Source organism: Klebsiella sp. K5-306 (assembly GCF_051835185.1).
GTDB classification, from domain to species: Bacteria; Pseudomonadota; Gammaproteobacteria; order Enterobacterales; family Enterobacteriaceae; genus Klebsiella; species Klebsiella oxytoca.
In genome coordinates this window covers 173,408-197,238 of record NZ_JAIFJY010000013.1, presented here as the reverse complement: position 1 = coordinate 197,238, position 23,831 = coordinate 173,408, and the positions used below count along the sequence as shown (strand labels likewise).

Below are 23,831 nucleotides of genomic sequence, written 5' to 3'. Positions count from 1 at the left end.
GCGAGTGAGATCGCCTTCTTAGGGACGCTCAAAAATAGCCTGCGGATTGTACGTGATAAACATCGCGTCACCGTAGCTAAAAAAGCGATATTTTTGTTCTACCGCAGCCTTATAGGCGTTCATCGTATGCTGATAGCCGGCAAAAGCAGAGACCAGCATAATCAGCGTCGATTCAGGCAGATGGAAGTTGGTCACCAGCGCATCGATGACTTTGTACTGATAGCCCGGGTAGATGAAAATCTGCGTATCGTTGAAGAAAGGCTCAATCAGGTCGTTTTTTGCCGCCTGCGCCGCGCTTTCCAGCGAACGCACCGACGTCGTCCCGACGGCAATCACCCGGTTGCCGCGCGCTTTTGCCGCCAGCACCGCATCGACCACCTCCTGCGGCACTTCGGCATATTCAGAGTGCATGATGTGATCTTCAATGCTGTCTACGCGCACCGGCTGGAAGGTTCCGGCCCCAACGTGCAGCGTGACGAAGGCCATCTCCACGCCTTTTTCACGAAGCTTCGCCAGCAAGGGCTCATCAAAGTGCAGGCCGGCGGTTGGCGCGGCAACGGCCCCCGGTTTTTCGCTATAGACGGTCTGATACAGCTCACGGTCGGCGTCTTCGTCAGGACGATCGATATACGGCGGCAGCGGCATATGGCCGATAGCGTTGAGAATATCCAGCACGCTGCGCGCGTCATCGAACTCAACTTCAAACAGCGCGTCGTGACGTGCAACCATGGTCGCTTTAATACTTTCATCGTCGCCGAGCAGCAGTTCTGCGCCCGGTTTCGGCGCTTTCGAAGCGCGAATATGTGCCAGAATACGCTTATCATCGAGCATCCGCTCAACCAGCACTTCAATCTTGCCGCCGCTGGCTTTACGGCCAAACAGACGGGCCGGGATCACGCGGGTATTATTAAATACCAGCAGATCGCCAGGGTTGAGCTTATCGAGTAAATCAGTGAAAGTACCGTGCGTCAGCGCGCCTGTCGGCCCGTCTAATGACAGCAAGCGGCAGCTGCTGCGCTCAGGCATCGGATAGTGGGCAATCAGGGATTCAGGTAATTCAAAGGAAAAATCGGCAACGCGCATGACGGTAACTCAGACTTAATAAAGAGGCGGGTAGTCTAGTGCCGGGAGGTTATCCCTGCAACCTTTACCCCTCGGGATGAATAACATAATCTATACACAAAATCATTCAAGATGCATCGAAACAGCAACTGAGTGAGTGACAAATCTGCCAGGAACAGATTTGAACGCCGCGCAGCGGCGGCCCGTAAGGGCCAGTCTCATGGATGAGACGAGTAACTCAGCAGCCAACAAAGAGGCAGTTTGAAGGATGAAGTTTATATGAATTTTCTCGCGCACCTGCATCTTGCTCATCTCGCCGATAGCTCCCTTTCCGGCAATTTGCTGGCCGATTTCGTTCGCGGCAACCCCGCTGATGAGTGGCCGGCTGACGTCGCGGAGGGCATCTTTATGCACCGCCGGATCGATGTGCTGACCGATAACCTGCCGGAAGTCACCGAAGCCAAAGCGTGGTTCCGCGCCGAAACGCGCCGGGTTGCCCCCATTACGCTGGATGTGATGTGGGACCATTTTTTGTCACGCCACTGGGCGCAGCTGTCGCCGGAACTGCCGCTGCCGGAGTTTGTCCGCTACGCTCACGCCCAGGTCACGCCGATCCTCCCAGCCTCCCCGCCGCGCTTTATCAATCTCAATGACTATCTGTGGTCGGAGCGCTGGCTTGAACGTTACCGGGATATGGATTTTATTCAGCGCGTGCTGAACGGGATGGCCAGCCGCCGCCCGCGACTCGATGCCCTGCGCGACTCCTGGCAGGATCTGGATACCCACTACGATCGCCTTGAGCGGCAGTTCTGGCGCTTTTATCCGCAGATGATGACGCAGGCGGAAAAACGCGAACTATAAATGATTGCGCTTTTGGCGGAAAAGGCTATTCTGAAAAGCGCTTTTAAATAACGATTGATAGGCAAAAACTATCTCAGCGATTGTCAGCGTCGCGTTGAGTTCCCCCGCCCCTCTCCCTATACTTGCCCGCGTTGCGTTCCAATTAACCTTAGTATTAACAGGAGAATCATATGGTTCTGGTTACTCGTCAGGCTCCGGACTTCACCGCAGCAGCAGTTTTAGGTAACGGCGAAATCGTTGAGAAATTCAACTTCAAACAGCATACCAGCGGTAAAGCGACCGTTCTGTTCTTCTGGCCGATGGACTTCACCTTCGTTTGCCCGTCCGAACTGATCGCTTTTGACAAACGCTACGAAGAATTCCAGAAACGCGGCGTCGAAGTGGTTGGCGTTTCTTTTGACTCCGAGTTCGTCCATAACGCATGGCGTAACACTCCAGTGGACCAGGGCGGCATCGGCCCGGTGAAATACGCGATGGTTGCGGACATCAAACGCGAAATCCAGAAAGCGTACGGTATCGAGCACCCGGACGAAGGCGTTGCCCTGCGCGGTTCCTTCCTGATCGATGCCAACGGCGTTGTTCGCCACCAGGTCGTTAACGACCTGCCGCTGGGCCGTAACATCGACGAAATGCTGCGCATGGTTGACGCGCTGCAGTTCCACGAAGAGCACGGCGAAGTTTGCCCGGCGCAGTGGGAAAAAGGAAAAGAAGGGATGGCCGCTTCTCCGGAAGGCGTGGCTAAATACCTGACCGAGAACGTTTCCAGCCTGTAATCGGCAAACGTTCAGCAAAAGGCTCGCAGATGCGGGCCTTTTTTGTTTTTACCGCCTGGAGTTACCCGCTCGCCACAGCTTTTTAACTCATCAGCATACAAATATTGATGTCACGAATAAGTAAGATCCTCCGTCAGGGCTTTTTTTGCTATCTCGTTCAAACTTTGTAAAAAAAACCGCCCAATATTTGTGATGAGTATTACATTTCTTCATTTTAAATTCAGCGATTTAACCATTGGCTCCTGCTCCCATTTTCTTACCGGCAAAAAGAAAAAACACAACCAATTGATATTAAACAAGATAATAAAAAACCTCAGAACCGATAAAGTAATTCACTTTTGCCGTCAGTGTGATCGACTTCAATATTTAAAAATCCATCTGTGATCTAACCCATAATTTTTATTGATATATTTGGTCATGATCGAGTTCAAGAATATGAACCCAGTAAGGATCGGATGATGGATATTATTTTTAACGCTGAACTGGTTGCGCTTAAGCAGGATATTTCCAACGCCGTACAGGGTATCGAATTCGCCGGAAAGCTGCTGACTCAACAAAATATATGTCATCCGGAATATGTGAATGAAATGGTCGAGGTCTATCAGGATTTTGGTCCCGCCATTGTTATCGACTACGGCCTGGCGATGCCTCATGCCCGGCCAGAAAAAGGCGCCTTGCGCACGGGCTTCTCTTTAGTCACCAGCAGGCAGCCAATCGTCTTTGGCCATGAGGAGTTTGATCCGGTTAACGTCATCATCGCCATCGCCGGCGCGGATGCCGATAGCCACATAAAAATGATTCAGCTAATAGCCTCGCTGATTGAGTCTGACATTGTGACCTTCCTTCAGCAGGCCAATGATATCGATTCAGTATTACATTTCATCCAACAACAAATGGAGTAGTCATTATGTTAGTTATCAGAACAGTTTGTGGTAACGGTATTGGCAGTTCATTAATGGCTGCGAATAATGTCAAAAAGATCTGTGATGAATTGGGTATTAAAGCCGACGTCGCCTCCGTTGATTTTGCCAACGCTGTTGGAGAAAAAGCTGACCTTTACGTCACAATTAAAGAGCTGGCAAACCAATTTCCTGCGCATTGTAATGTCGCCATTATTCGCAGCTACGTGCATAAAGCGAAAATCGCCGAGGATATTACCGAAGCACTCACCAAAATTGCTGCGACTCACTCTTAATCATTATTGAGGGAACGATCATGCAGGCTATTCTTAGTTTCTTATCGGAAATATTTAGTCAACCCGCATTTCTGATGGGGATTATCGCATTTGTCGGTTTAGTGGCGCTGCGCTCCCCCGGAAATAAATTACTCACCGGCACCTTAAAGCCTATCCTGGGCTATTTAATGCTAAGCGCCGGCGCAGGGGTTATCGTTGCTAACCTCAATCCGCTGGGTGGGATTATCGAAGCCGGGTTTAATATCCGTGGCGTTATTCCTAACAACGAGGCCATTGTCTCCGTCGCCCAGAAGGTGCTGGGCGTAGAAACCATGAGTATTCTACTGTTAGGTTTTATTTTTAACCTGCTTATTGCCCGCTGCACTAAGTATAAATATATCTTCCTTACCGGCCATCACTCTTTCTTCCTTGCCTGTCTGTTCTCAGCGGTGCTACAGGCGGCGGAATTCCGCGGCTGGATGCTGGTGCTCATCGGCGGATTCCTGCTCGGCTCATGGTCGGCGATATCTCCGGCCATTGGCCAACGCTATACCAAGCAGGTCACCGAAGATGGCGGTATTGCGATGGGACATTTTGGTTCTCTGGGCTACTACATTTCAGCGTGGATCGCCACCAAAACCGGCAACCCGGCGAACTCGTTCGCCGATACCGAAATCTCAGAGAAATGGGGCTTTCTGCGCGATACCACGGTCACCACCGGGATCGTCATGTTCGTCATCTACTTTGTATGCAGCGCCGTCGCCGGTAGCGAGTATCTCAGCACCATTACGGATCAAAATATGCTGATCTTCTCTGTCCTGACCGGCCTGCAGTTTGCGGTTGGCGTCGCTATCGTCTACAACGGCGTGCGGCTGATCCTCGGCGATCTGGTACCGGCGTTCCAGGGAATTAGCCAGAAGCTGATCCCCAACTCCATCCCCGCCGTTGACTGCGCGGTATTCTTCACCTTTAGCCCAACCGCGGTCGTCGTCGGCTTTATCAGCTCGTTCATTGGTGGACTGGTCGGCATGCTTTTTCTTGGCGGATTGGGTATGGCGCTGATTATTCCGGGCATGGTGCCGCACTTCTTCTGCGGCGGCACCTCCGGTGTTTTCGCCGATAAGCTGGGCGGTAAACGCGGCTGCATCATCGCCTCATTTATCGGCGGTATCTTCCTTGCTTTCCTTCCGGCGATGCTGCTGCCGGCGCTGGGTAATCTGGGCTTTGAAAATAGCACCTTCGCCGACTTCGACTTCGCGGTTTGGGGCATCATCATCGGCAACGCTTTCACCCAGTTTGGCCAGATTACTATCTATTTGATTTGTCTGGCACTGATCGTCGCACTGCTGGTGCCATTCTGCTTTCGTTCAGTTCGCGTGGTCGGTGACACGCTCAGCTATGAGGAGCTCACTGCGGATAAGAAAAATGAATAAGCGGTTTCATTTTTCCCTGCGGGAAGGAACCTCTCTTCCCGCAGCTGACAAAATAATCAGGAGTGGTTATGGCTATCTTGTCCATCGGGTTTTCATGTTTTGATCAGTTTTTCTTTTTAAATGAATGGCCGCAGGAGAATACCAAAAATTTCTGTCACGATTTTATTGAAAGCGGCGGCGGGCCGGCAGCGAATGCGGCATGGCTGTTGGGGCTATGGGGGGAGGATGTCTATTACATCGGCCATCTGAATCAGGATCTTTACGGCCAGCGAATTATTGCTGAATTTGCCGAAGCGGGCGTTGATACCAGTCAGGTGGTCTTTTCTGATGAAATGATCACCCCCCTGGCTTCGGTGCTGGTCAATCGCCTGACGGGTTCGCGGACGATCATCACCCGTAAAATGCAGACGCCGCCGTCGCTAACCTACGATCAGAAGCTCAAGCTCGATGATTTAGCCGAACGGCTCATCGCCGCTGAAGAACCGGTAACGCTATTAGTGGATGGCCATGAAGCCGAGATCAGCGAGTATTTAATTAAGAAACTGCCAAACGCCCGGGTAGTCATGGATGGCGGCTCACTACGCGCCAGTAATATTAAGCTGGCGGCCTGGACCGATTATTTTGTGGTCAGTGAACATTTTGCCCGGGACTATATGGGATATCGCGCCCTGAGTACTGAAGCAGAAATTAAGGCGGCGCTCATTGAGCTTAATAAAATTTGCCGCGGCGAAGCCTTTATTACCCTTGGTGAAAAAGGCTGCGCATTTTTAAAGAGCGGGATGCTGCAAATAGTTCCCTCCTGGCTGTGCAATGCTGTTGATACCACCGGCGCGGGAGACGTATTTCATGGCGCTTTTACCTACGGCGTTCACTACTCCTGGCACATTGACAATATTATTTTATTCGCCAGCCTCACCGCCGCTATTTCTATTGAGAAAAAAGGTGTACGTGAATCGATGCCGGATCTTGCCGTCGTTCACAATTCTTTAAATAGCTATGAAAGAAACTTAAAGCAATATTTTGATGAATGATTGCTATTAATTAATAACACGAGGTGACTATGTTAGTTTCTATGAAGGACATGCTTCAGCATGCCCTACGGGACGGTTATGCCGTAGGGCAATTCAATATTAATAATCTTGAGTGGGTCGGCGCTGTATTAAGTACCGGACAACAACTGCGCTCGCCCATTATTTTAGGCGTTTCCGGCGGTACGGTGAAACATATGCTGGGATTAAAATGTATTCATGACATAGTGGTCAATGCCATGGATTATTTACATATTGATATTCCGGTGGCTTTGCATCTGGACCACGGTACCACCCGCGAGGCCTGCGAGGCGGCTATCGAGGCCGGATTCAGTTCCATTATGTTTGACGGCTCACATCTGCCGTTCAGCGAAAACCTCGCCATCACTCGCCATCTGGTTGCGCTGGCGCACAGCAAAGGCATCTCCGTCGAGGCGGAGCTGGGGACGATTGCCGGAAGCGAAGATGGCATCGTCAATTCGGCGGTCATCTACGCCGACCCTGAGGAGTGCTACACCCTGGTGAAAGAAACTCAGGTTGACTGCCTGGCGGCGGCGCTGGGTTCGACCCATGGACTGTATAAAGGCAAAGCCAAACTGGGTTTTACGGAGATGAAAGCCATTTCTGAGCGAGTCAATGTTCCGCTGGTCCTGCACGGCGGTACCGGTATTGCCGATGACGACATGCGTAAAGCCATCGCCTGCGGTACGGCCAAAATCAACGTCAATACCGAAAATATGTACGCCTGGTGTCAGGAGGTGAAAGCCCTGTTTGCCGCCGATACCGGTCATGACGTGAACGACCCGCGCAAAGTGATTAATCAGGGACTGAAACCGGTACGCGAAATGATTGCGCGGCGCATCGCGCTTTTTGGTTCACAGAACCGCTATTAAAAAACGGAAAGACAAGCGCTTTCGTCAGGAAGGGAACCCGCCGCCGGACAATACCGGGGCGGGTTGAGCTGGTGCTAAAACGCAAAGCAGGAGCAGCCGAGTACGCCCCAGAACGCCTGCTCATCGGCAACCGGAATCGCCGACTGGCGCGCAATATCATGCTGATGCCCGTGTACGCCGCAGCTGCCGCAGCACTGGTGCATCTGAACTATCGCGCCGATTTTCGCGGCGGTCGGCGGCGCGGAACGGTAATGACCCGGCACCTTCACCACCGGTGACCACTCTGGCAGCACCGGAATGGGCGGCGGCGCCAGCGGCGAAAAGTGTCCGGCGGCGTACACCACCTTGCCGTCAACGACCGTCAGTACCGACTCGATCCCCTTAATTTCCTCTTCCGCGACGCTGAAATAGTCTTTCGACAGCACCACCAGATCGGCAAGCTGGCCTTGCTCAATGCGCCCTTTCTTACCCTGCTCGCTTGAGAACCACGCGCTTCCCGCCGTCCACAGCTCCAGCGCCACGTCGCGCGGCAGGCGGTTGCTGTCGTCGTACATCGCCATTCCGCCGACGGTACGTCCGGAAACCAGCCAGTAGAGCGCGGTCCACGGATTGTAGCTCGCCACGCGGGTAGCATCCGTCCCCAGTCCCACCGGAACGTCCAGCTCGAGCATTTTCGCCACCGGCGGCGTATGTTTGACCGCATCTTTACCGTAGCGGTCGACAAAATATTCGCCCTGGAAAGCCATACGGTGCTGAACCGCTATGCCGCCGCCCAGCGCTTTGACGCGTTCGATATTGCGTTCGGTGATGGTTTCCGCATGATCGAAGAACCAGTGCAGACCATTGAACGGAATTTCGCGATTTACCTTCTCGAAGACGTCGAGCATCCGGCTGATGGATTGATCGTAGGTGGCGTGCAGGCGGAACGGCCAGCGGTGCTCTACCAGGTGGCGCACCACCCGCTCCAGCTCATCTTCCATTCCCTCCGGGAGGTCCGGACGCGGCTGCAGGAAATCTTCAAAATCCGCCGCCGAGAAAACCAGCATCTCCCCGGCGCCGTTGGCGCGGTAAAAGTCGGTGCCCTGTCCCGGCTTGAGCATATCGGTCCAGCGCTCAAAATCTTCCAGCTCCTGCTTAGGTCGCTGGGTAAACAGGTTATAGGCGATCCGCACGGTCATCTGCTCTTTGGCGTGCAGCTGTTCAATAATTTCATAATCTTCCGGGTAGTTCTGGAAACCGCCTCCGGCATCGATAGCGCTGGTTAGCCCCAGACGATTCAGCTCGCGCATAAACTGGCGCGTTGAGTTGACCTGCAGTTCCAGCGGTAGCTTCGGCCCTTTGGCCAGCGTTGAGTAGAGGATCATCGCGTTGGGTTTGGCAATCAACATGCCGGTAGGATTACCGTTGCCGTCGCGAACGATCTCGCCGCCCGCCGGATCCGGCGTCTCTTTGGTGTAGCCCACCGCCTTCAGCGCCGCGCGGTTCAGCAGCGCGCGATCGTACAGGTGCAGGACAAATACCGGGGTATCCGGCGCCGCATCGTTAAGCTCCTCGAGCGTCGGCATCCGCCGTTCGGCGAACTGAAATTCGCTCCAGCCGCCGACCACCCGCACCCACTGCGGCGACGGCGTGCGATCGGCCTGATCTTTCAGCATCCGCAGCGCATCCGCCAGCGAGGGAACCCCCTCCCAGCGTAGCTCCAGGTTGTAGTTCAGACCGCCGCGGATCAGGTGCAGGTGGGAGTCGTTAAGACCGGGGATCACCGTATGACCTTTAAGATCGATAATTTGCGTCCCTTCCGCGGCAAAACTCATGATCCGATCGTGACTACCGGCGGCGAGGATTTTACCGTCAGCGATCGCCACCGCATCGGCCAGGGGATTTTGACGATCGAGAGTATGAACCCGACCGTGAGTCAGGATCAGTGTGGCAGTTTGCGACATAACGTTCTCCTTCAGGAGGCTGACTCAGTTTTTCTTTAACCAGCCAGCAAACAGACGGGTCACGATGGGCATCCAGAACCAGACCACCAGCGCGACCACACAGGCATCATTGATGAGGTGCAGCAGCAGGCTTCCCTTCAGCGAGGGCAACAGCATTCCGGTTATCGACGGCACCAGGTTAGTACTGGGGAAAATCACCAGCAGGGTGATTAAAAATTGCTTCCAGCGTCGCGGCTGGCGCACATTCGCCGCAGGCGGCGTAAACCAGAAGGCCGGTTCAGTCCGGACTTCGGTACGATCGCCTTCGCTCAGCAGCGGTGCGATTTCCGCCACCAGTTCGCGCCGGGTTTCCGACTGGGTCCAGGCGTAAAGATGCTCAATGGTGTCGAAGCGAATGATAATGCTCCATAAATTCTGCCCGGGAGCCGGGCGAATCACGTTTGCGCCAAGATGACCGGGAAATTCAGCCGCAATCGGCATAATTTTGCCCAGCCACGCTTCATACCGTTGGCCATGCTCCGGGTCGAGCACATGACTGATAACCAGGGTCACCGATTTCTGCTGCGCCATTAAGAGTTCCTTGCTTCAGGGGAATGGCGGGATATCCCCGCCATTAGCCATAAACAACAATGCACAAAATCTTTCATGCTGCCTCGAGGCGGGCAAACGAAGCCAACAAAGAGGCAGCTTGAAGGATGAAGTGTATTTAAGCTTTACGCTCTGGCGCGCCATGCACCATCGTATAAGCGTAATCCACGCCCATGCCGTAAGCGCCGCTATGCTCGCGCACCAGATCCATCACCGCGTCATAGGTCTCTTTACGCGACCAGTCGCGCTGGTACTCAAGCAGCACCTGCTGCCAGGTCACCGGCACCGCACCGGCCTGCACCATACGGTCAATGGAGCGTTCGTGGGCATCAACCGAGGTGCCGCCGGAGGTATCGGTCACCACGTAAACTTCATAGCCCGCATCCAGCGCCATCAGCGCCGGGAACGTCAGGCAGACTTCAGTCCACAGAGCAGAAATAATCAGTTTCTTGCGTCCGGTCGCCTTTACCGCTTCAACAAAAGCCGTGTCTTCCCAGGAGTTCATCGAGGTACGTTCAATGGGTTTCACATCAGGATGGACGGCCAGCAATTCCGGCCAGATATAGCCGCTGAAGCTCTTGGTTTCGACGGAAGTATAAATTACCGGGACATTAAAAATTTTGCCTGCTTTGGCTAAAGCAACCGTATTATTTTTCAGGGTCTGGCGGTCAATATTTGCCACACCAAAAGCCATTTGTGGCTGGTGGTCAATAAAAATAAGCGCCGAGTTAGAGGGATCGAGCAGTTCACGAATAGACATAACATATCCTGTTAATCAATGAGTTAAAAAGATACTACCGTTGCCGTTGAGCTGTCTGGATCCTGACTGATAAAGCATGGTGAGTATAGTCAGTAATTTCTAACGAGTTATTAAAGATTTTTTTCTAATTTATTTCCAAAGCGAAAAGTTATGGCGATTAGATTAACCATTACAAAACGAGCAAAATTATGTTTATCAAATTTTTACGGTTAACCGTTCTAAATTATTCACTGGAATTGAACAGGGCGCTCCGGTAAAACGGAGGCACTCATTTTTACCGGAATCTGACGCATGCGCCTGAATCTTGATGTCCTGTTAATTCTCGACGCGCTGGACAAACATGGCTCTTTTGCCACCGCCGCCGAATCGCTATTTAAGACCCCAGCTGCGCTGAGCTACATGATCCAAAAGCTGGAAAACGATCTGAATATCACTCTGCTGGATCGCTCCGGCCACCGGGCTAAATTTACCGATACGGGCAGAATGATGCTGGAGAAGGGTCGATTGCTGCTGAATGCCGCTAAGGATCTGGAAAAGCAGGCAGTGCAGCTCAGCGCCGGTTGGGAGCGGGATCTGGCTATCGCGCTGGATGACTCTTTCCCGTTTAGCGCGCTGCTGCCGCTGATCGATGCTTTCTACGCCCAGCACCCGCAAACCCGGCTTAACTTTACCCACCATACCCTCGCGGGCTCGTGGGAAGAGCTCACCCACAACGGCGCGGATATTATTCTTGGGGCGATCAATGAACCGCCAACCTCCGCCGAGTGGTCGTGGAAAATGCTCGGCGCCATGGACAATATTTTCGTCATCGCGCCGGGGCACCCGCTGGCGCAAACGACCCAACCGCTGACCAACAAGCAGCTCAGCCTGCACCGCGCGGTCGTGATCAGCGACAGCGCCCGCTACTGTCATCCGCTCAACAGCAACCTGCTCGACGAACAGCCGCAAATCCGCGTGGATGATTTCGCCAGTAAAGTTGAACTCTTGCGCGCCGGGCTGGGCTGCGGCTTTTTACCGCGCCATATTGCCCGGCGGTGGCTGGAAAGCGGCGAGCTGGTCGAAAAGGCCGTCATCTCGTGCCGCGAGAAAGATATCACCTATATGGCCTGGCGCAGCGGTAATGACGGACTGGCCCAGCGCTGGTGGCGCGAGGCCATTTTGCAGAGCGAGAGCCTGAGCCAGCTCTATGACTAACGGCTAAACCACACGCTGGCGGAGATCGCTGGCAGCGTCAGCACACTCTCGTGCAGATCACCGGCGCCCTCTTTCAACTGCCAGCCGTGAACGTCAAGCAGCGGCGAATCTTCTACCACCACCTCGCAGGCCGCGCCGCGGTTAATCGCCACCAGCACGCGCTGTTGCTTATAGACTCGCACGAACACCACCACGTTCTCTTCGGCATAGATCACCTGACAGCCGCCGTAGCGTAGCGCCTGATTAGCCTTACGCAGTTTGCTCATGCGCTTGTACAGGTCGAGCAGTTCGCCATCCTGCAAAGCCGGATCCCACGGGAAGGGTTTACGGCAGAACGGATCGTTATTGCCATCCACGCCCACTTCATCGCCGTAGTAGATGCACGGTACCCCAGGCCAGCTGAACAGCCACACCACCGCCAACGGCAGACGCGCAACATCTTTACCCAACAGAGACTTAAAGCGCGCGGTATCGTGGCTATCAAGCTGGTTGAACATCCGCAGCTGCTGCTGATGCGACAGTCCGGCACGATAGTTGTCCATCCACGCCATGCAGGTTTGCGCATCGATTTTCTGCGGGTCGTAGGAGATATCGGTATTGGCGAGAAAGCCCCATAGCGGGAAGGTAAAGCCGCGGTAGTTCATCGCCGAGTCTTCTACGTCGGCCTGTAGCCACTGGCGCGCGTCGCCGAAATGCTCCCCGAACACGAAGGCTTCCGGCCGCTCCTGCTTCGCTGCCTGGGTAATGCCGGCGATATGGCGCAGGTTATTACGCGCCCCGCCGTCTTCACCGAGCATATGCACGACATCCAGCCGCCAGCCGTCCATGCTCCACGGCGCTTTCAGCCAGTGGCGCACCACGCTATCTTCTCCACCATAGATCTCATCTATCAGCGTCGCCGACCGGTAGTCGAGCTTAGGCAGACTGGCGTATCCCAGCCAATCGTGGGCAATGCCCTCGGGAGAAAAATTATACCAGTCGCGCCACGGCGAATCGGCGTTGTGGCAGGCGCCGCCGCTACCGCGCTGATGGCGGTCGAACCAGGCATGCGAATCGCCGCTGTGGTTGAACACGCCGTCAAGGATCAGGCGCATCCCCTCTTTTTGCGAGTTGTGACGCAGGCGCAGCAGCGCCGCATCGCCGCCAAACTGCGGGTCAACGCGACGGTAATCCTCGGTATCGTATTTATGCACGCTGGGAGCGACAAATATCGGGTTCAGATAAAGCGCCGTGACGCCAAGCTGCTTCAGGTACGGCAGTTTTTCGCTGATCCCATCGAGATCGCCGCCGTAGAAGGTAGAGCCGCCCGCCTCGCCGGTTAGCGGCTCATCCCACGCCTTGCGCACGATATCGTGACCGGCGGCATGGTGGTAATAAACGTTATCCTGCCCGGCGTCGCGTGACTGGCTGCGGGCGAAGCGGTCAGGGAAGATTTGGTAAAACACCTGATCGGCCACCCACTGCGGCCCGCTATCCGGCATATCAACCGCAAACTGCTCCAGCCGCGCCGGCGGAAAACGATTGAACCCCTGCGGTGTGAACCACAGCTGGCGGTCGGCCCACAGCAGCTTGAAACTGTAACGGCGACGCGGTAGCCCGTTGACGAGGCTGATTTCCCCGCGCCACGCCACCACGCCCGGATGCGGTTCCTGCCGCAGGCGGCGCATCGGCAGCGACAGCTCCTCGTTATCTTCTTCCGCGCGTAGCGTGACCCGCGGCGGCAGATCCTCGCCGCTTAACCATAGCGTGATAATCAGTCGTTCCGGCTGCTCCTTAATAAACGGAGCAACCGGGAGGTGCCATGCCTTCAACATCATTATTCCTCTCTTTGCAGAATGGGCACACCTTGCCATAGCGTACTGGCGTATGACTCATCGTCGGCAGAATTATTGGGGGAGGATGGCGGGGGTGGAGGAACGGCTTGCCGGATAGCCCGTGCGTATCCGGCAAGAAGAGAACGAAAAGGACTAGGCTTTCGCCAGCTTACGCTCGCGGCGAGTTTTAAACTGCCAGCCAATCAGTAACAGAATAATCCACGCAAAGCCCACGTACAGCGAGATGCGCGTGTCAGGATGGTAGCCAATCAGACCGATAATAAAGACCAGGAATAGCAGGCCAATCACCGTGGTCGTTACTCCACCTGGCACCTTAAACTTCAGCGCCTTCGCCTCTTCCGGCGGCAGACGGCGACGGAAGGCGATCTGCGACAGCAGGATCATAATCCACACCCAGACGGTGGCGAATGTCGCCAGGGAGGCGATCACCAGAAAGACGTTCTCCGGCATAATGTAGTTAAGGTAAACGGCGAACAGCAGCGCGATAGTCATTACCATCACGGTTACCCACGGCACCCCGCGACGGGACGTTTTGGTAAACATCTTCGGTGCGCTGCCCTGCTCCGCCATACCGTGCAGCATACGCCCCACGCCAAAGACATCGGAATTAATCGCCGACAGCGAAGCGGTCAGCACCACAAAGTTCAGGACGCTGGCGGCAAAGGTAATACCCAGATGCTGGAAGGTCAGAACGAAAGGACTGCCGTTGGTTCCGACCTGGTTCCACGGATAGATAGACATAATCACGAATAGCGTACCGACGTAAAACACGAGGATACGCATCGGCACCGAGTTAATGGCGCGCGGAATGGATTTCTCCGGATCTTTCGCTTCACCGGCGGTGATGCCGATGATTTCAATCCCACCGTAGGCGAACATCACCATCTGCAGCGACATCACCATCCCCAGCCAGCCGTTGCTGAAGAAGCCGCCGTTGCTCCACAGGTTGTGGATACCCGTCGGCTGCCCGCCGTTGCCGATCCCCCAGATAATGATGCCGAAACCGGCGAGGATCATGATGATAATAGTGGCGACTTTGAAGAAGGAGAACCAAAACTCCAGCTCGCCGAAGACCTTGACGCTCATCAGGTTGACGGCGCAGATAATCAGCACCACGCTGAGTACCCAGATCCAGTGCGGCACCGCCGGGAACCAGACCCCCATATAGATGCCGAAGGCCGTGACGTCGGCTATGGCGACAATCAGGATTTCAAAACAGTAGGTCCAGCCGGTGATATAGCCCGCCAGCGGGCCAAGGTAATCCTGGGCATAGCGCGAGAACGAACTGGCGGCCGGGTTGTGTACCGACATTTCGCCCAGCGCGCGCATAATAATGTAGGCCGCGACGCCGCCGATAATATAAGCCAACAGAACGCTCGGCCCCGCCATTTTAATCGCGTCAGCCGAACCATAGAAAAGGCCGGTACCGATTGCCGACCCCAGCGCCATAAAACGAATATGCCGGGTACTTAGCCCGCGCTTAAGCTTGTTACTACTTTCCATCGTGTTCCATGCCGTTTTTCTCCTCTGGCCTTCGCGGGGGCAAAGCACCGGGGAGGATGACCAAAAAAACAAAAAACCACGGGACCTGAAGTCCCGTGGTTAAACACCTGTGTAAAGCGTCGGTTAGTGCGCGCTGGAGGCCACCTGACGCCCTGCTGCGCGATCCCAGATAACGGCCAGAATCACCATCACGGCGGTTGGCATCAGCCACGCCAGCCCTTGCTCCGCCAGCGGCAGGCGCGCGGTCCAGGATGGCAAAATCTCTGCAAACGCCGACGCTTTAATGCCGTCAATGATACCAAACATCAGGCTGATAAACATTGCCGGGGCAATAACGCGGGACGAATTATGCCACCAACTACGGGTAAAGCTTAATACCACGAGTGCGATACACGGCGGATAGATAGCCGTCAGCACCGGAATCGAAATCTGAATCAGGTGGCTCAGGCCAAGGTTGGAAACCGCCATCGAAAACAGGCCAAGGATAAAGACCAGCGTACGATAGGAGAACGGCAGATACTGGGCAAAAAACTCCGCACAGGCGCAGGTCAGGCCTACCGCCGTCACCAGGCAAGCGATGAAGATCAGCGCTGCCAGCAGGAAGCTCCCCGCGCCGCCGAAGGTGTGCTGGACATAAGCGTGCAGAATCGCCGCGCCGTTAGCGGACTGCTCCACCAGCGTACCGCTATCGGAACCTAAACGGAACAACGCCAGATACAGCAGCGTCAGGCCCACGCCGGCCATCAGGCCAGCCCAGACGGTGTAACGGGTCAGCAGGCGGGCTTCGGTCACGCCGCGAGAACGCGCCGCGTTGACAATCACGATCCCAAAGACCATCGCCCCAAGGGTGTCCATGGTCAGATAGCCGTTGACGAAGCCGTTGGAGAATGGCGCGGTACGGTAGGCTTCCATCGCGTGGCTCAGCGGACCGGCTGGCCAGACGATCGCCGCAACGGCGAGAATAATCAGAGCGATGATTTTCAACGGCGCGAGGAAATTCCCGACGGTGTCCAGCAGCTTGCCCGGATAGAGCGAAACGAGGATCACCAGGGCAAAATAGATAACGCTGTAAATCAGCAGCGGCAGCGGGCCGTCGCCGGTCAGCGGAGCAATCCCCACTTCAAAAGAGACGGTGGCGGTACGCGGAGTCGCAAACAGCGGCCCAACGGCAAGGTAGCAGACCACCGCCAGCAGGATACCGGCAACTTTACCAATCGGCGTGCTCAGGCTCTCTACGCCGCCGCCGACTTTCGCCAGCGCCACAACCGTTAGCACCGGCAGACCCACGGCGGTAATCAGAAAGCCAATAGCCGCGGTCCAGACGTGTTCGCCGGCCTGTAAGCCAACCATCGGAGGAAAGATAATATTGCCTGCGCCGACGAACAGCGCGAAGGTCATAAAGCCCAACGCAATGATGTCGCGAGATTTTAACTGATGGGTCATAAATTCATTACAGCCTGTGGATGTGGTGTTGTAAAAACGGATAAATACCGCGCCTTTCCCCTGGGGATGATACAGCGGCCATTGTCAGTAAACTCAGCGGGATATGCTCCCAAAGCGGCGTGGAAAAGAATTGTTTTTTGAATTACCACGCAAAAACAGTCTGTCTGCGACCGTAGGGGGGCAATTTAAACGCTTATAACGTTTTAAAGCAAGGAGGGATCGCAAAAGCAGATGATTATGCTGACTCTATTTTAATGTGTAGAATTATTTACCTGATGGATGGAAAACATCTGGCTTATCATGCGAACAAAAAAGCAGCTAACGTTCGTTAATTACTCAACTTCGATTTTACTGCAAACGAAAATGACCAGCCGAAGCTGGTCATTGGCAAGTTATGCTGACACCCACATGCAGGCGTTCAATTTTTGGCAATTAAACGTTCCGGTAGCAGGAAGCTAAAGCGGGTGCCTTTACCCAGCGTACTCTCAATTTCGAGGCGGCTATCGTGATGGCTGACCGCATGTTTGACAATCGCCAGCCCCAGACCGCTGCCGCCGGTCTGTCTCGAGCGCGCTTTATCCACCCGATAGAAACGCTCGGTCAGGCGCGGAATATGTTCCGGCGCGATGCCCGGCCCGTTATCTTCGACGCTGAACATTGCCCCGTGCGGCGCTCGCTGCCAGCTTACGGTAATATCCGTTCCCGGCGGCGTATGATTGATCGCGTTATACACCAGGTTGGAAATCGCGCTGCGCAACTGTTCTTCATTACCCAGCACTTTCAGCGATTCATCAACCGAAAAATGCAGCGCATGCTTCTGCTGGCTTAGCGTTTGCGCTTCGCGCTCAACGACCCGCAGCATCATCGGCACATCGATTTTATCGTTCATCGCCAGAACCGGCGCGGCTTCGATTCGCGACAGCGTCAGCAATTGTTTCACCAGGCCTTCCATTCGCTGAGTTTGCTCGCGCATGGTGTGCAACGCTTTTTCGCGCGTCCCCCCTTCCAGCACCTGCTCCTGCATCATCTCCAGATACCCCTGCAGCACCGTCAGCGGCGTACGCAGCTCATGGCTGACGTTAGCGAAAAAGTTTCTCCGCGCCCCTTCCAGCTGGTGCATCTGCGTAACATCGCGCGCAACCATCAGCAGCTGTTTATCGCTGTAGGGCATCACGCGAATCTCCAGATGGCGGCCGTTATTCAGCACCAGGTTGAGCGGTTTAGAAAAATCCCTGTATTTCAGGTAATTGGCAAATTCAGGATAGCGCAAGAGGTTAAGGATGTTCTGCCCGTTATCGTCAGGCCAGCGCAGATTCAGGATCTGCTGCGCCAGGCCGTTACACCAGAACATCGCGCCTTCTTCGGTGGTCAGCACTACCGCATCCGGCAGAGACTCCGCCCCGCTGCGAAAGCGCTTAATCAGGTTGCCCAGCTCACGGCGACGCTTTTTATTACGCATCTGCATTTGATGCAGTCCGTACAGCAGCGGCTCCCAGCTGCCGCTACCCGGCGGAGGCGTCATGCTGCGGTCAACCCACAGCCACCATGACAGGCGCATCAGATTCCAGAAATGCCAGATAAGAAGACCGGTCACTGCCGCCAATAAAAACCACGGCAGATGACCTAAAAACGCCCCGAGGATCAGGGCCGGGATACAACACAAGAAAAGCTCAAGCGCCAGCCTTTTCCATGACAGCCGTTCCAGCACGGTTCACACTCCTGTCAACATTCAGAATCGGGCGGAGAAACGATATCCCGTACCGCGAACCGTTTGTACCATCCGGTCATGGCCGCTATGTTCCAGCGCTTTGCGCAGACGGCGAATATGCACGTCTACCGTTCTGTCTTCGACATAAACGTTGGTTCCCCAGACGTGATTCAGCAGCTGTTCGCGGCTATAAACCCGTTCCGGGTGGGTCATAAAGAAGTGTAATAATTTAAACTCCGTCGGCCCCATATCCAGCGGATTTTCACCGGTCATGACCCGATGCGAAGAGGGGTCCAGGCTCAGCCCCTGCATTTCAATCACCTCTTCCACCGCCATCGGCGAAATGCGCCGCATCACGGCTTTAATTCGCGCCACCAGCTCTTTCGGGGAAAACGGCTTAGTGATGTAGTCATCGGCGCCGGTCTCCAGACCGCGGACGCGATCTTCCTCTTCGCCGCGGGCGGTAAGCATCACCACGGGAATATCGCGGGTCATCGCTTCACGCTTGAGCTGTTTAATAAACTGCAGACCCGACCCACCCGGCAGCATCCAGTCGAGGAGGATCAAATCCGGCCAGGGTTCATTGAGCTGATTAACCGCGCTGTCAAAATCTTCCGCCTCGACGGGCTGAAAGCCGTTTTGCTCCAGAACAAAGCAAACCATCTCGCGGATTGGAGCTTCATCTTCAACGACCAGAATTCTTCTCGCCATTATTTACCCTGTATTTTTTAGCCATCAGTATAGAAGTGCGCGGCCATTATGCGTCAGATTTATGACAGATTTATGAAAAAAATGACCGCCGGATGAACGCGGATTTCGAATTGTGACGCGGACTTATCGCGCCTGAGAGCAGTGTTATCCCCGTAATAATTCGGCTTGCTTAAAGGCAGCAAGGGCGTAAGTCCCAAAAAAGAGATAACGATGCGACTGGGTGGGCGCGGGTAGCCAACACATAAGCAACTTGAAGTATGACGGGTATATAATGCCGCTTTCGCTTTTACGCTATGGAACAACTATGCGCATCCTTCATACCTCTGACTGGCATCTTGGGCAAAATTTTTACAGCAAAAGTCGCGCCGCCGAACATCAGGCGTTTCTAGACTGGCTGCTGGCCAGCGCGCAGGAACATGACGTCGATGCCATTATTGTCGCGGGCGATATTTTTGATACCGGCTCCCCGCCGAGCTACGCGCGCGAGCTGTATAACCGGTTTGTCGTTCAGCTGCAGCAAACCGGCTGTCGGCTGGTGGTGCTGGCGGGCAACCATGATTCGGTCGCCACCCTCAACGAGTCGCGAGACATTCTTGCGTTCCTGAAAACCACGGTCGTGGCCAATGCCGGCCACGCCCCCTTTATTCTGCCGCTGCGCGACGGTTCGCCGGGGGCGATTTTTTGCCCGGTGCCGTTCCTGCGCCCGCGTGAACTGGTAACCAGCCAGGCCGGGCACTCCAGCGGCGAAAAGCAGCAGCAGCTCCTGAGCGCCATCAGCGACTATTACCAGCAGCAGTACCAGCAGGCCTGCGAACTGCGCGGCGACCGGGCGCTACCGATTATCGCCAGCGGCCATTTAACCACCGTCGGCGCCAGCAAAAGCGACGCGGTGCGCGAAATCTATATCGGTACGCTGGACGCCTTTCCGGCGAGCCGTTTTCCGCCTGCCGACTATATTGCGCTCGGCCATATTCACCGTGCGCAGGTGGTGGGCGGCTGCGAGCATATCCGCTACAGCGGCTCCCCCATCCCGCTGAGCTTTGATGAAACAGGGAAAAATAAAAGCGTCAATCTGGTCACTTTTACCCACGGGCGTCTGGCGGATGTCACGCCGCTTATCGTTCCCGTCACCCAGCCGCTGGCGGTGCTAAAGGGCGATTTCGCCAGCATTAGCGAGCAGCTAAACCAGTGGCAGGATAGCGCCCTGCAGCCCGCAGTGTGGCTGGATATCGAAATCACCAGCGACGAATATATGCATGATATCCAGCGTAAAATTCAGGCGCAGACCGAAACGCTGCCGGTGGAAGTCCTGCTGGTGCGCCGCAGTCGCGCCCAGCGCAACCGCATTCTGGCCGGCGCTCAGCGAGAGACCCTCAGCGAACTGCAGGTGGAGGATGTCTTCGCCCGCCGTCTGGCGCTGGAAACGCTGGAAGCCGCGCAGCAGCAGCGCCTGGAACAGCTTTTTAATGAAACGCTGCATAGCCTGAACGGTGAGGATCGCCTGTGAAAATACTCAGCTTACGCCTGAAAAACCTCAATTCACTGAAAGGTGAATGGAAAATTGATTTCACCGCTGAGCCGTTCGCCAGCAACGGTCTGTTCGCGATTACCGGGCCGACCGGCGCCGGAAAAACCACGCTGCTGGATGCTATCTGCCTCGCGCTCTATCACGAAACCCCGCGCCTGAGCAGCGTGTCGCAATCACAAAACGATCTGATGACTCGCGACACCGCCGAATGTCTGGCGGAAGTGGAGTTCGAAGTCAAAGGCATCGCCTATCGCGCCTTCTGGAGTCAGAACCGGGCGCGAAACCAGCCGGACGGCAACCTGCAGGTGCCGCGCGTCGAGCTGGCGCGCTGCGAGGATGGCAAAATCCTCGCCGATAAGATCAAAGACAAGCTGGAAATGACCGCCTCGCTCACCGGCCTGGACTATGGCCGCTTCACCCGCTCGATGCTGCTATCGCAGGGGCAGTTCGCCGCCTTCCTGAATGCTAAACCGAAAGAGCGCGCCGAGCTGCTGGAAGAGCTGACCGGTACCGAAATTTACGGCCAGATTTCCGCGCAGGTCTTTGAAAAGCATAAGCAGGCCCGCGTCGAGCTGGAGAAAATCCAGGCTCAGGCTTCCGGCGTCCTGCTGCTAAGCGACGACCAGCAGCTGGCGCTACAGCAAAGTTTGCAAGCGCTTACTGATGAAGAAAAACAGAAGGTTAGCGAACAAAGCCGTCTGCAAAATGCCCGTCAGTGGCTGGTACGCCGCGCAGAGCTGACAGCAGAAGATCTGCAGGCGCAGAGCGCGCTACGCGAAGCCCAATCTGCGCTGGAGCAGGCGCAGCCGCAGCTGACCGTGCTGCTGAATGCCCAGCCTGCAGAGCACTTACGTCCACAGTGGACGCGTCAGCAGGAACAAACCACCGCGCTGGCGCAAACCCGTCGCCTGAGAGAAGAAGTAAATACTCGCTTACATGAAAGGCTGCGGCGGCGAGCGGGGATTCGCCTCGCTGCCCGCCAGCAGTCTGAACGCCTGCAGAGCCACCAGCAAACGCTCTCCGCATGGCTAAAAGAGCATGACCGTTTTCAGCGGTGGGGCAATGCGCTGGCGGGCTGGCGGGCGGCTTTCCAGCAGCAGACTCGCGATACCCAGCAGCAAGCCGCCCTGCAGCAACGTCTGGCGGAAACCCGTCGCAGACTGGCAGACCTGCCGCCCGCCGGGCTCACGCTGGACGCCGAACAGGTCAGCGCCGGGCTGGCGCAGCACGCCGCTGCTCGCGCCCTGCGCCAGCAGCTCTCAGCGCTACATAGTCAACTTCAGCCTCTGGGCCAGCGCCTGATGCAGCTCAACGCCGCCGGGCAGGCCACAAAGCAGGAGCAGGAAAAACTGGAAGCGATGCTGGCTCAGCGCCGTCAGGCTTATAAAGAGAAGAATCAGCAGCTGAGCGATGTGAAAGCCCTGTGCGAAATGGAAGCGCGCATTGCCGGTCTTGAGGCCGAGCGTGCTCGCCTGCAGCCCGGTACCCCTTGTCCGCTCTGCGGTTCCGCGCAGCATCCGGCCGTCGCCGAATATCAGGCGCTGGTTCCCGGCGTTAATCAGGCGCGGCGCGATGCGCTGGAGCGCGAAGTTAAACAGCTGGCGGAGGCTGGCGCCCTGGTGCGCGGCGAGCTGGACGCCCTGATTAAGCATCAGCAAAAAGAGGCGGCTGAGAAAGCATCGCTTCTGCAGCAGGAGCAAGCGCTTACATCACGCTGGCAGGAGACGATCGGCGGATTAAATATCGACCTGACGCCAAAGGATGATATTCCGGGCTGGATAAATGCGCAGCAGGAGCATGAACAGCGGCTCTATCAGCATCAGCAGCGTCTGGCCTGGCAGGCTCAGCAGCTGGAGTGCCAGCAGCAGCTTCAGCAGCTACAGCAGGAACAAGAGCAGCGCAGCGCCGCGCTGGCGGCCGAACTGAGCGCCTTTAGCCTGAGCCTACCGGCTGCAGAGCAGACCGCGAGCTGGCTGGCGCAGCGGGAAGAAGAGACCCGCAACTGGCAGGCCAAACAGAATGAACTGCTCGCCCTGCAGGAACAGCTCCAGCAGCTGACCCCGCTTCTGGAGACCTTACCAGAAACGGACTTAGCAGCAGAACCCGCACCGCTCGACGGCTGGCGTCAGGTACACGATGACTGCCTCGCGCTCCAGAGCCAGTGGCAAACTCTGGGGCAGCAGGAGAGCCAGCAGCAGGCTCAGCTGAAAGAGAGCGAAGCGCAGTTCAGCGCAGCGCTGGCCGCCAGCCCCTTCGCGGACCGGCAGGCATTTCTCGCCGCGCTGCTTGATGAGGAAACGCGCCAGCGTCTCGAAAACCTGAAACAGACGCTGGAGAGCAGGCTACAGCAGAATCAGGCGCTGGCGCTGCGGGCTCGCGAAGCGCTCGATAACCACAGCCGGCAGCCGCCGGCGGAAATGGACTTCAGCCAGTCTCTTGAGCAGGTGCAGGAACAGCTTCAGCAGCTAACGACGCTGCTGCGGGAAAACAGCGCCCGTCTGGGAGAGATTCGCCAGCAGCTGAAACAGAATGCAGAAAACCAGCAGCGTCAGCACGCTTTACGCCAGCAGATGGAGCGCACCGCGCAGGAAGTGGAAGACTGGGGATGGCTGAACTCGCTTATCGGCTCCAGGGAGGGCGATAAATTCCGTAAATTTGCCCAGGGCCTGACGCTGGATAATCTGGTGTGGCTGGCCAACCACCAGCTTAATCGCCTGCACGGTCGCTATCTGCTGCAACGTAAAGCCAGCGATGCCCTGGAGCTTGAAGTGGTCGACACCTGGCAAGCGGACGCGGTGCGCGACACCCGGACCCTCTCCGGCGGCGAGAGTTTCCTCGTAAGCCTCGCGCTGGCGCTGGCGCTCTCCGACCTGGTGAGCCATAAGACGCGGATAGACTCGTTGTTTCTTGATGAGGGCTTCGGCACGCTGGATAGCGAAACCCTCGATACCGCGCTGGATGCGCTGGACGCGCTCAACGCCAGCGGCAAGGTTATCGGCGTCATCAGCCACGTCGAGGCGATGAAAGAGCGCATTCCGGTGCAAATTAAAGTTAAAAAGATCAACGGGCTGGGCTATAGCCGCCTGGATAAAACCTTCGCCGTCGAGTAATGTTCTCCCTCCGCACCTGCCTTCAAGACCTCTCCCACGGGAGAGGTCGCTCCGTTGTCCGGGTCAGAAATTCACGATACATCTTGATATCGCACGAACACGCATGATAAGTTCACTTAAATTGCTTTAATGATGAAAATCAGGCTAATTCATGCATGAAAACGCGTTTATTATCGTCATCGCATCATTTCGTGCAAAAACGTGCATCAATAACTTTTCTGACGGGCGAACTGCGGCCTCCGGCAGCATCGTCCCATCCCCTCTGGCCCATTAAGAAGGTCTTA

The 23,831-nt window shown here is 55.7% G+C and carries 19 protein-coding genes; 10 read left to right on the top strand and 9 right to left on the bottom strand.

What is annotated here, in order from left to right; genetic code table 11:
• Window positions 1-18: 18 nt before the first annotated feature.
• Window positions 19-1,083 (bottom strand): tRNA preQ1(34) S-adenosylmethionine ribosyltransferase-isomerase QueA, encoded by a 1,065-nt coding sequence (gene queA, locus K2184_RS20045; RefSeq protein ID WP_023320427.1) that lies wholly within the window; start codon window positions 1,081-1,083, stop codon window positions 19-21.
• Window positions 1,084-1,341: 258 nt separating this feature from the next.
• On the opposite strand from queA, the gene acpH reads away from it, so the two are divergent.
• The 7 genes from acpH (at window position 1,342) to fba (ending at window position 7,224) form a co-directional block, all read left to right on the top strand.
• Window positions 1,342-1,923 carry an ACP phosphodiesterase gene (gene acpH, locus K2184_RS20040; RefSeq protein WP_064355463.1) on the top strand — a complete coding sequence of 194 codons (582 nt, stop codon included), beginning with the start codon at window positions 1,342-1,344 and terminating at the stop codon, window positions 1,921-1,923.
• Window positions 1,924-2,093: 170 nt separating this feature from the next.
• Complete coding sequence (locus K2184_RS20035) at window positions 2,094-2,696, top strand: peroxiredoxin (RefSeq protein WP_004099418.1); 603 nt, start codon at window positions 2,094-2,096, stop codon at window positions 2,694-2,696.
• A 458-nt stretch (window positions 2,697-3,154) separates the two neighbouring features.
• Window positions 3,155-3,598, top strand: a complete 444-nt coding sequence (locus K2184_RS20030) for a PTS sugar transporter subunit IIA (RefSeq protein WP_004099417.1) — start codon at window positions 3,155-3,157, stop codon at window positions 3,596-3,598.
• A gap of 5 nt (window positions 3,599-3,603) precedes the next feature.
• Window positions 3,604-3,891 (top strand): PTS sugar transporter subunit IIB, encoded by a 288-nt coding sequence (locus K2184_RS20025; RefSeq protein ID WP_004099415.1) that lies wholly within the window; start codon window positions 3,604-3,606, stop codon window positions 3,889-3,891.
• Between the two features lie 20 nt (window positions 3,892-3,911).
• Window positions 3,912-5,303 carry a PTS ascorbate transporter subunit IIC gene (locus tag K2184_RS20020; RefSeq protein WP_004099414.1) on the top strand — a complete coding sequence of 464 codons (1,392 nt, stop codon included), beginning with the start codon at window positions 3,912-3,914 and terminating at the stop codon, window positions 5,301-5,303.
• 68 nt (window positions 5,304-5,371) lie between these two features.
• Window positions 5,372-6,334 carry a carbohydrate kinase family protein gene (locus K2184_RS20015; RefSeq protein ID WP_004099413.1) on the top strand — a complete coding sequence of 321 codons (963 nt, stop codon included), beginning with the start codon at window positions 5,372-5,374 and terminating at the stop codon, window positions 6,332-6,334.
• A 29-nt stretch (window positions 6,335-6,363) separates the two neighbouring features.
• Window positions 6,364-7,224 carry a class II fructose-1,6-bisphosphate aldolase gene (gene fba / locus K2184_RS20010; RefSeq protein WP_004110975.1) on the top strand — a complete coding sequence of 287 codons (861 nt, stop codon included), beginning with the start codon at window positions 6,364-6,366 and terminating at the stop codon, window positions 7,222-7,224.
• 74 nt (window positions 7,225-7,298) lie between these two features.
• Here the strand turns inward: fba and K2184_RS20005 are convergent, their stop codons facing one another.
• The 3 genes from K2184_RS20005 to K2184_RS19995 form a co-directional block, all read right to left on the bottom strand.
• Window positions 7,299-9,167 (bottom strand): amidohydrolase, encoded by a 1,869-nt coding sequence (locus K2184_RS20005; RefSeq protein ID WP_004110974.1) that lies wholly within the window; start codon window positions 9,165-9,167, stop codon window positions 7,299-7,301.
• 24 nt (window positions 9,168-9,191) lie between these two features.
• Entirely contained in the window at window positions 9,192-9,737 is a 546-nt protein-coding gene (locus tag K2184_RS20000) for an antibiotic biosynthesis monooxygenase (protein WP_004099408.1), read from the bottom strand.
• A gap of 136 nt (window positions 9,738-9,873) precedes the next feature.
• Window positions 9,874-10,515: a hydrolase gene (locus K2184_RS19995; RefSeq protein ID WP_064344842.1), complete on the bottom strand. Its 642-nt coding sequence runs from the start codon at window positions 10,513-10,515 to the stop codon at window positions 9,874-9,876.
• Window positions 10,516-10,806: 291 nt separating this feature from the next.
• On the opposite strand from K2184_RS19995, the gene K2184_RS19990 reads away from it, so the two are divergent.
• Window positions 10,807-11,709, top strand: a complete 903-nt coding sequence (locus tag K2184_RS19990; RefSeq protein WP_004099406.1) for a LysR family transcriptional regulator — start codon at window positions 10,807-10,809, stop codon at window positions 11,707-11,709.
• Here the strand turns inward: K2184_RS19990 and malZ are convergent.
• The 5 genes from malZ to phoB all read right to left on the bottom strand — a co-directional run bounded on the left by malZ (window position 11,706) and on the right by phoB (window position 18,909).
• Window positions 11,706-13,523, bottom strand: a complete 1,818-nt coding sequence (gene malZ / locus K2184_RS19985) for a maltodextrin glucosidase (protein WP_023320422.1) — start codon at window positions 13,521-13,523, stop codon at window positions 11,706-11,708. The two genes, K2184_RS19990 and malZ, sit on opposite strands and share 4 nt — an antisense overlap.
• Before the next feature lie 153 nt (window positions 13,524-13,676).
• A complete protein-coding gene (gene proY / locus K2184_RS19980; RefSeq protein WP_163525687.1) occupies window positions 13,677-15,047 on the bottom strand; it encodes a proline-specific permease ProY in 1,371 nt (456 codons plus the stop codon).
• A gap of 123 nt (window positions 15,048-15,170) precedes the next feature.
• Window positions 15,171-16,490, bottom strand: coding sequence for a branched-chain amino acid transporter carrier protein BrnQ (gene brnQ / locus K2184_RS19975; protein ID WP_004099403.1), 1,320 nt, complete (start codon window positions 16,488-16,490; stop codon window positions 15,171-15,173).
• Window positions 16,491-16,908: 418 nt separating this feature from the next.
• Window positions 16,909-18,198 (bottom strand): phosphate regulon sensor histidine kinase PhoR, encoded by a 1,290-nt coding sequence (gene phoR / locus K2184_RS19970; RefSeq protein ID WP_023329353.1) that lies wholly within the window; start codon window positions 18,196-18,198, stop codon window positions 16,909-16,911.
• 21 nt (window positions 18,199-18,219) lie between these two features.
• Entirely contained in the window at window positions 18,220-18,909 is a 690-nt protein-coding gene (phoB, locus tag K2184_RS19965) for a phosphate response regulator transcription factor PhoB (RefSeq protein WP_004099401.1), read from the bottom strand.
• Window positions 18,910-19,213: 304 nt separating this feature from the next.
• On the opposite strand from phoB, the gene sbcD reads away from it, so the two are divergent.
• On the top strand, window positions 19,214-20,416 hold the full coding sequence (gene sbcD, locus K2184_RS19960; RefSeq protein ID WP_017146527.1) for an exonuclease subunit SbcD: 1,203 nt from the start codon (window positions 19,214-19,216) through the stop codon (window positions 20,414-20,416).
• Window positions 20,413-23,547 (top strand): exonuclease subunit SbcC, encoded by a 3,135-nt coding sequence (sbcC, locus tag K2184_RS19955; RefSeq protein ID WP_163525688.1) that lies wholly within the window; start codon window positions 20,413-20,415, stop codon window positions 23,545-23,547. Before sbcD ends, sbcC begins: the two co-directional genes overlap by 4 nt.
• Window positions 23,548-23,831: the final 284 nt, after the last annotated feature.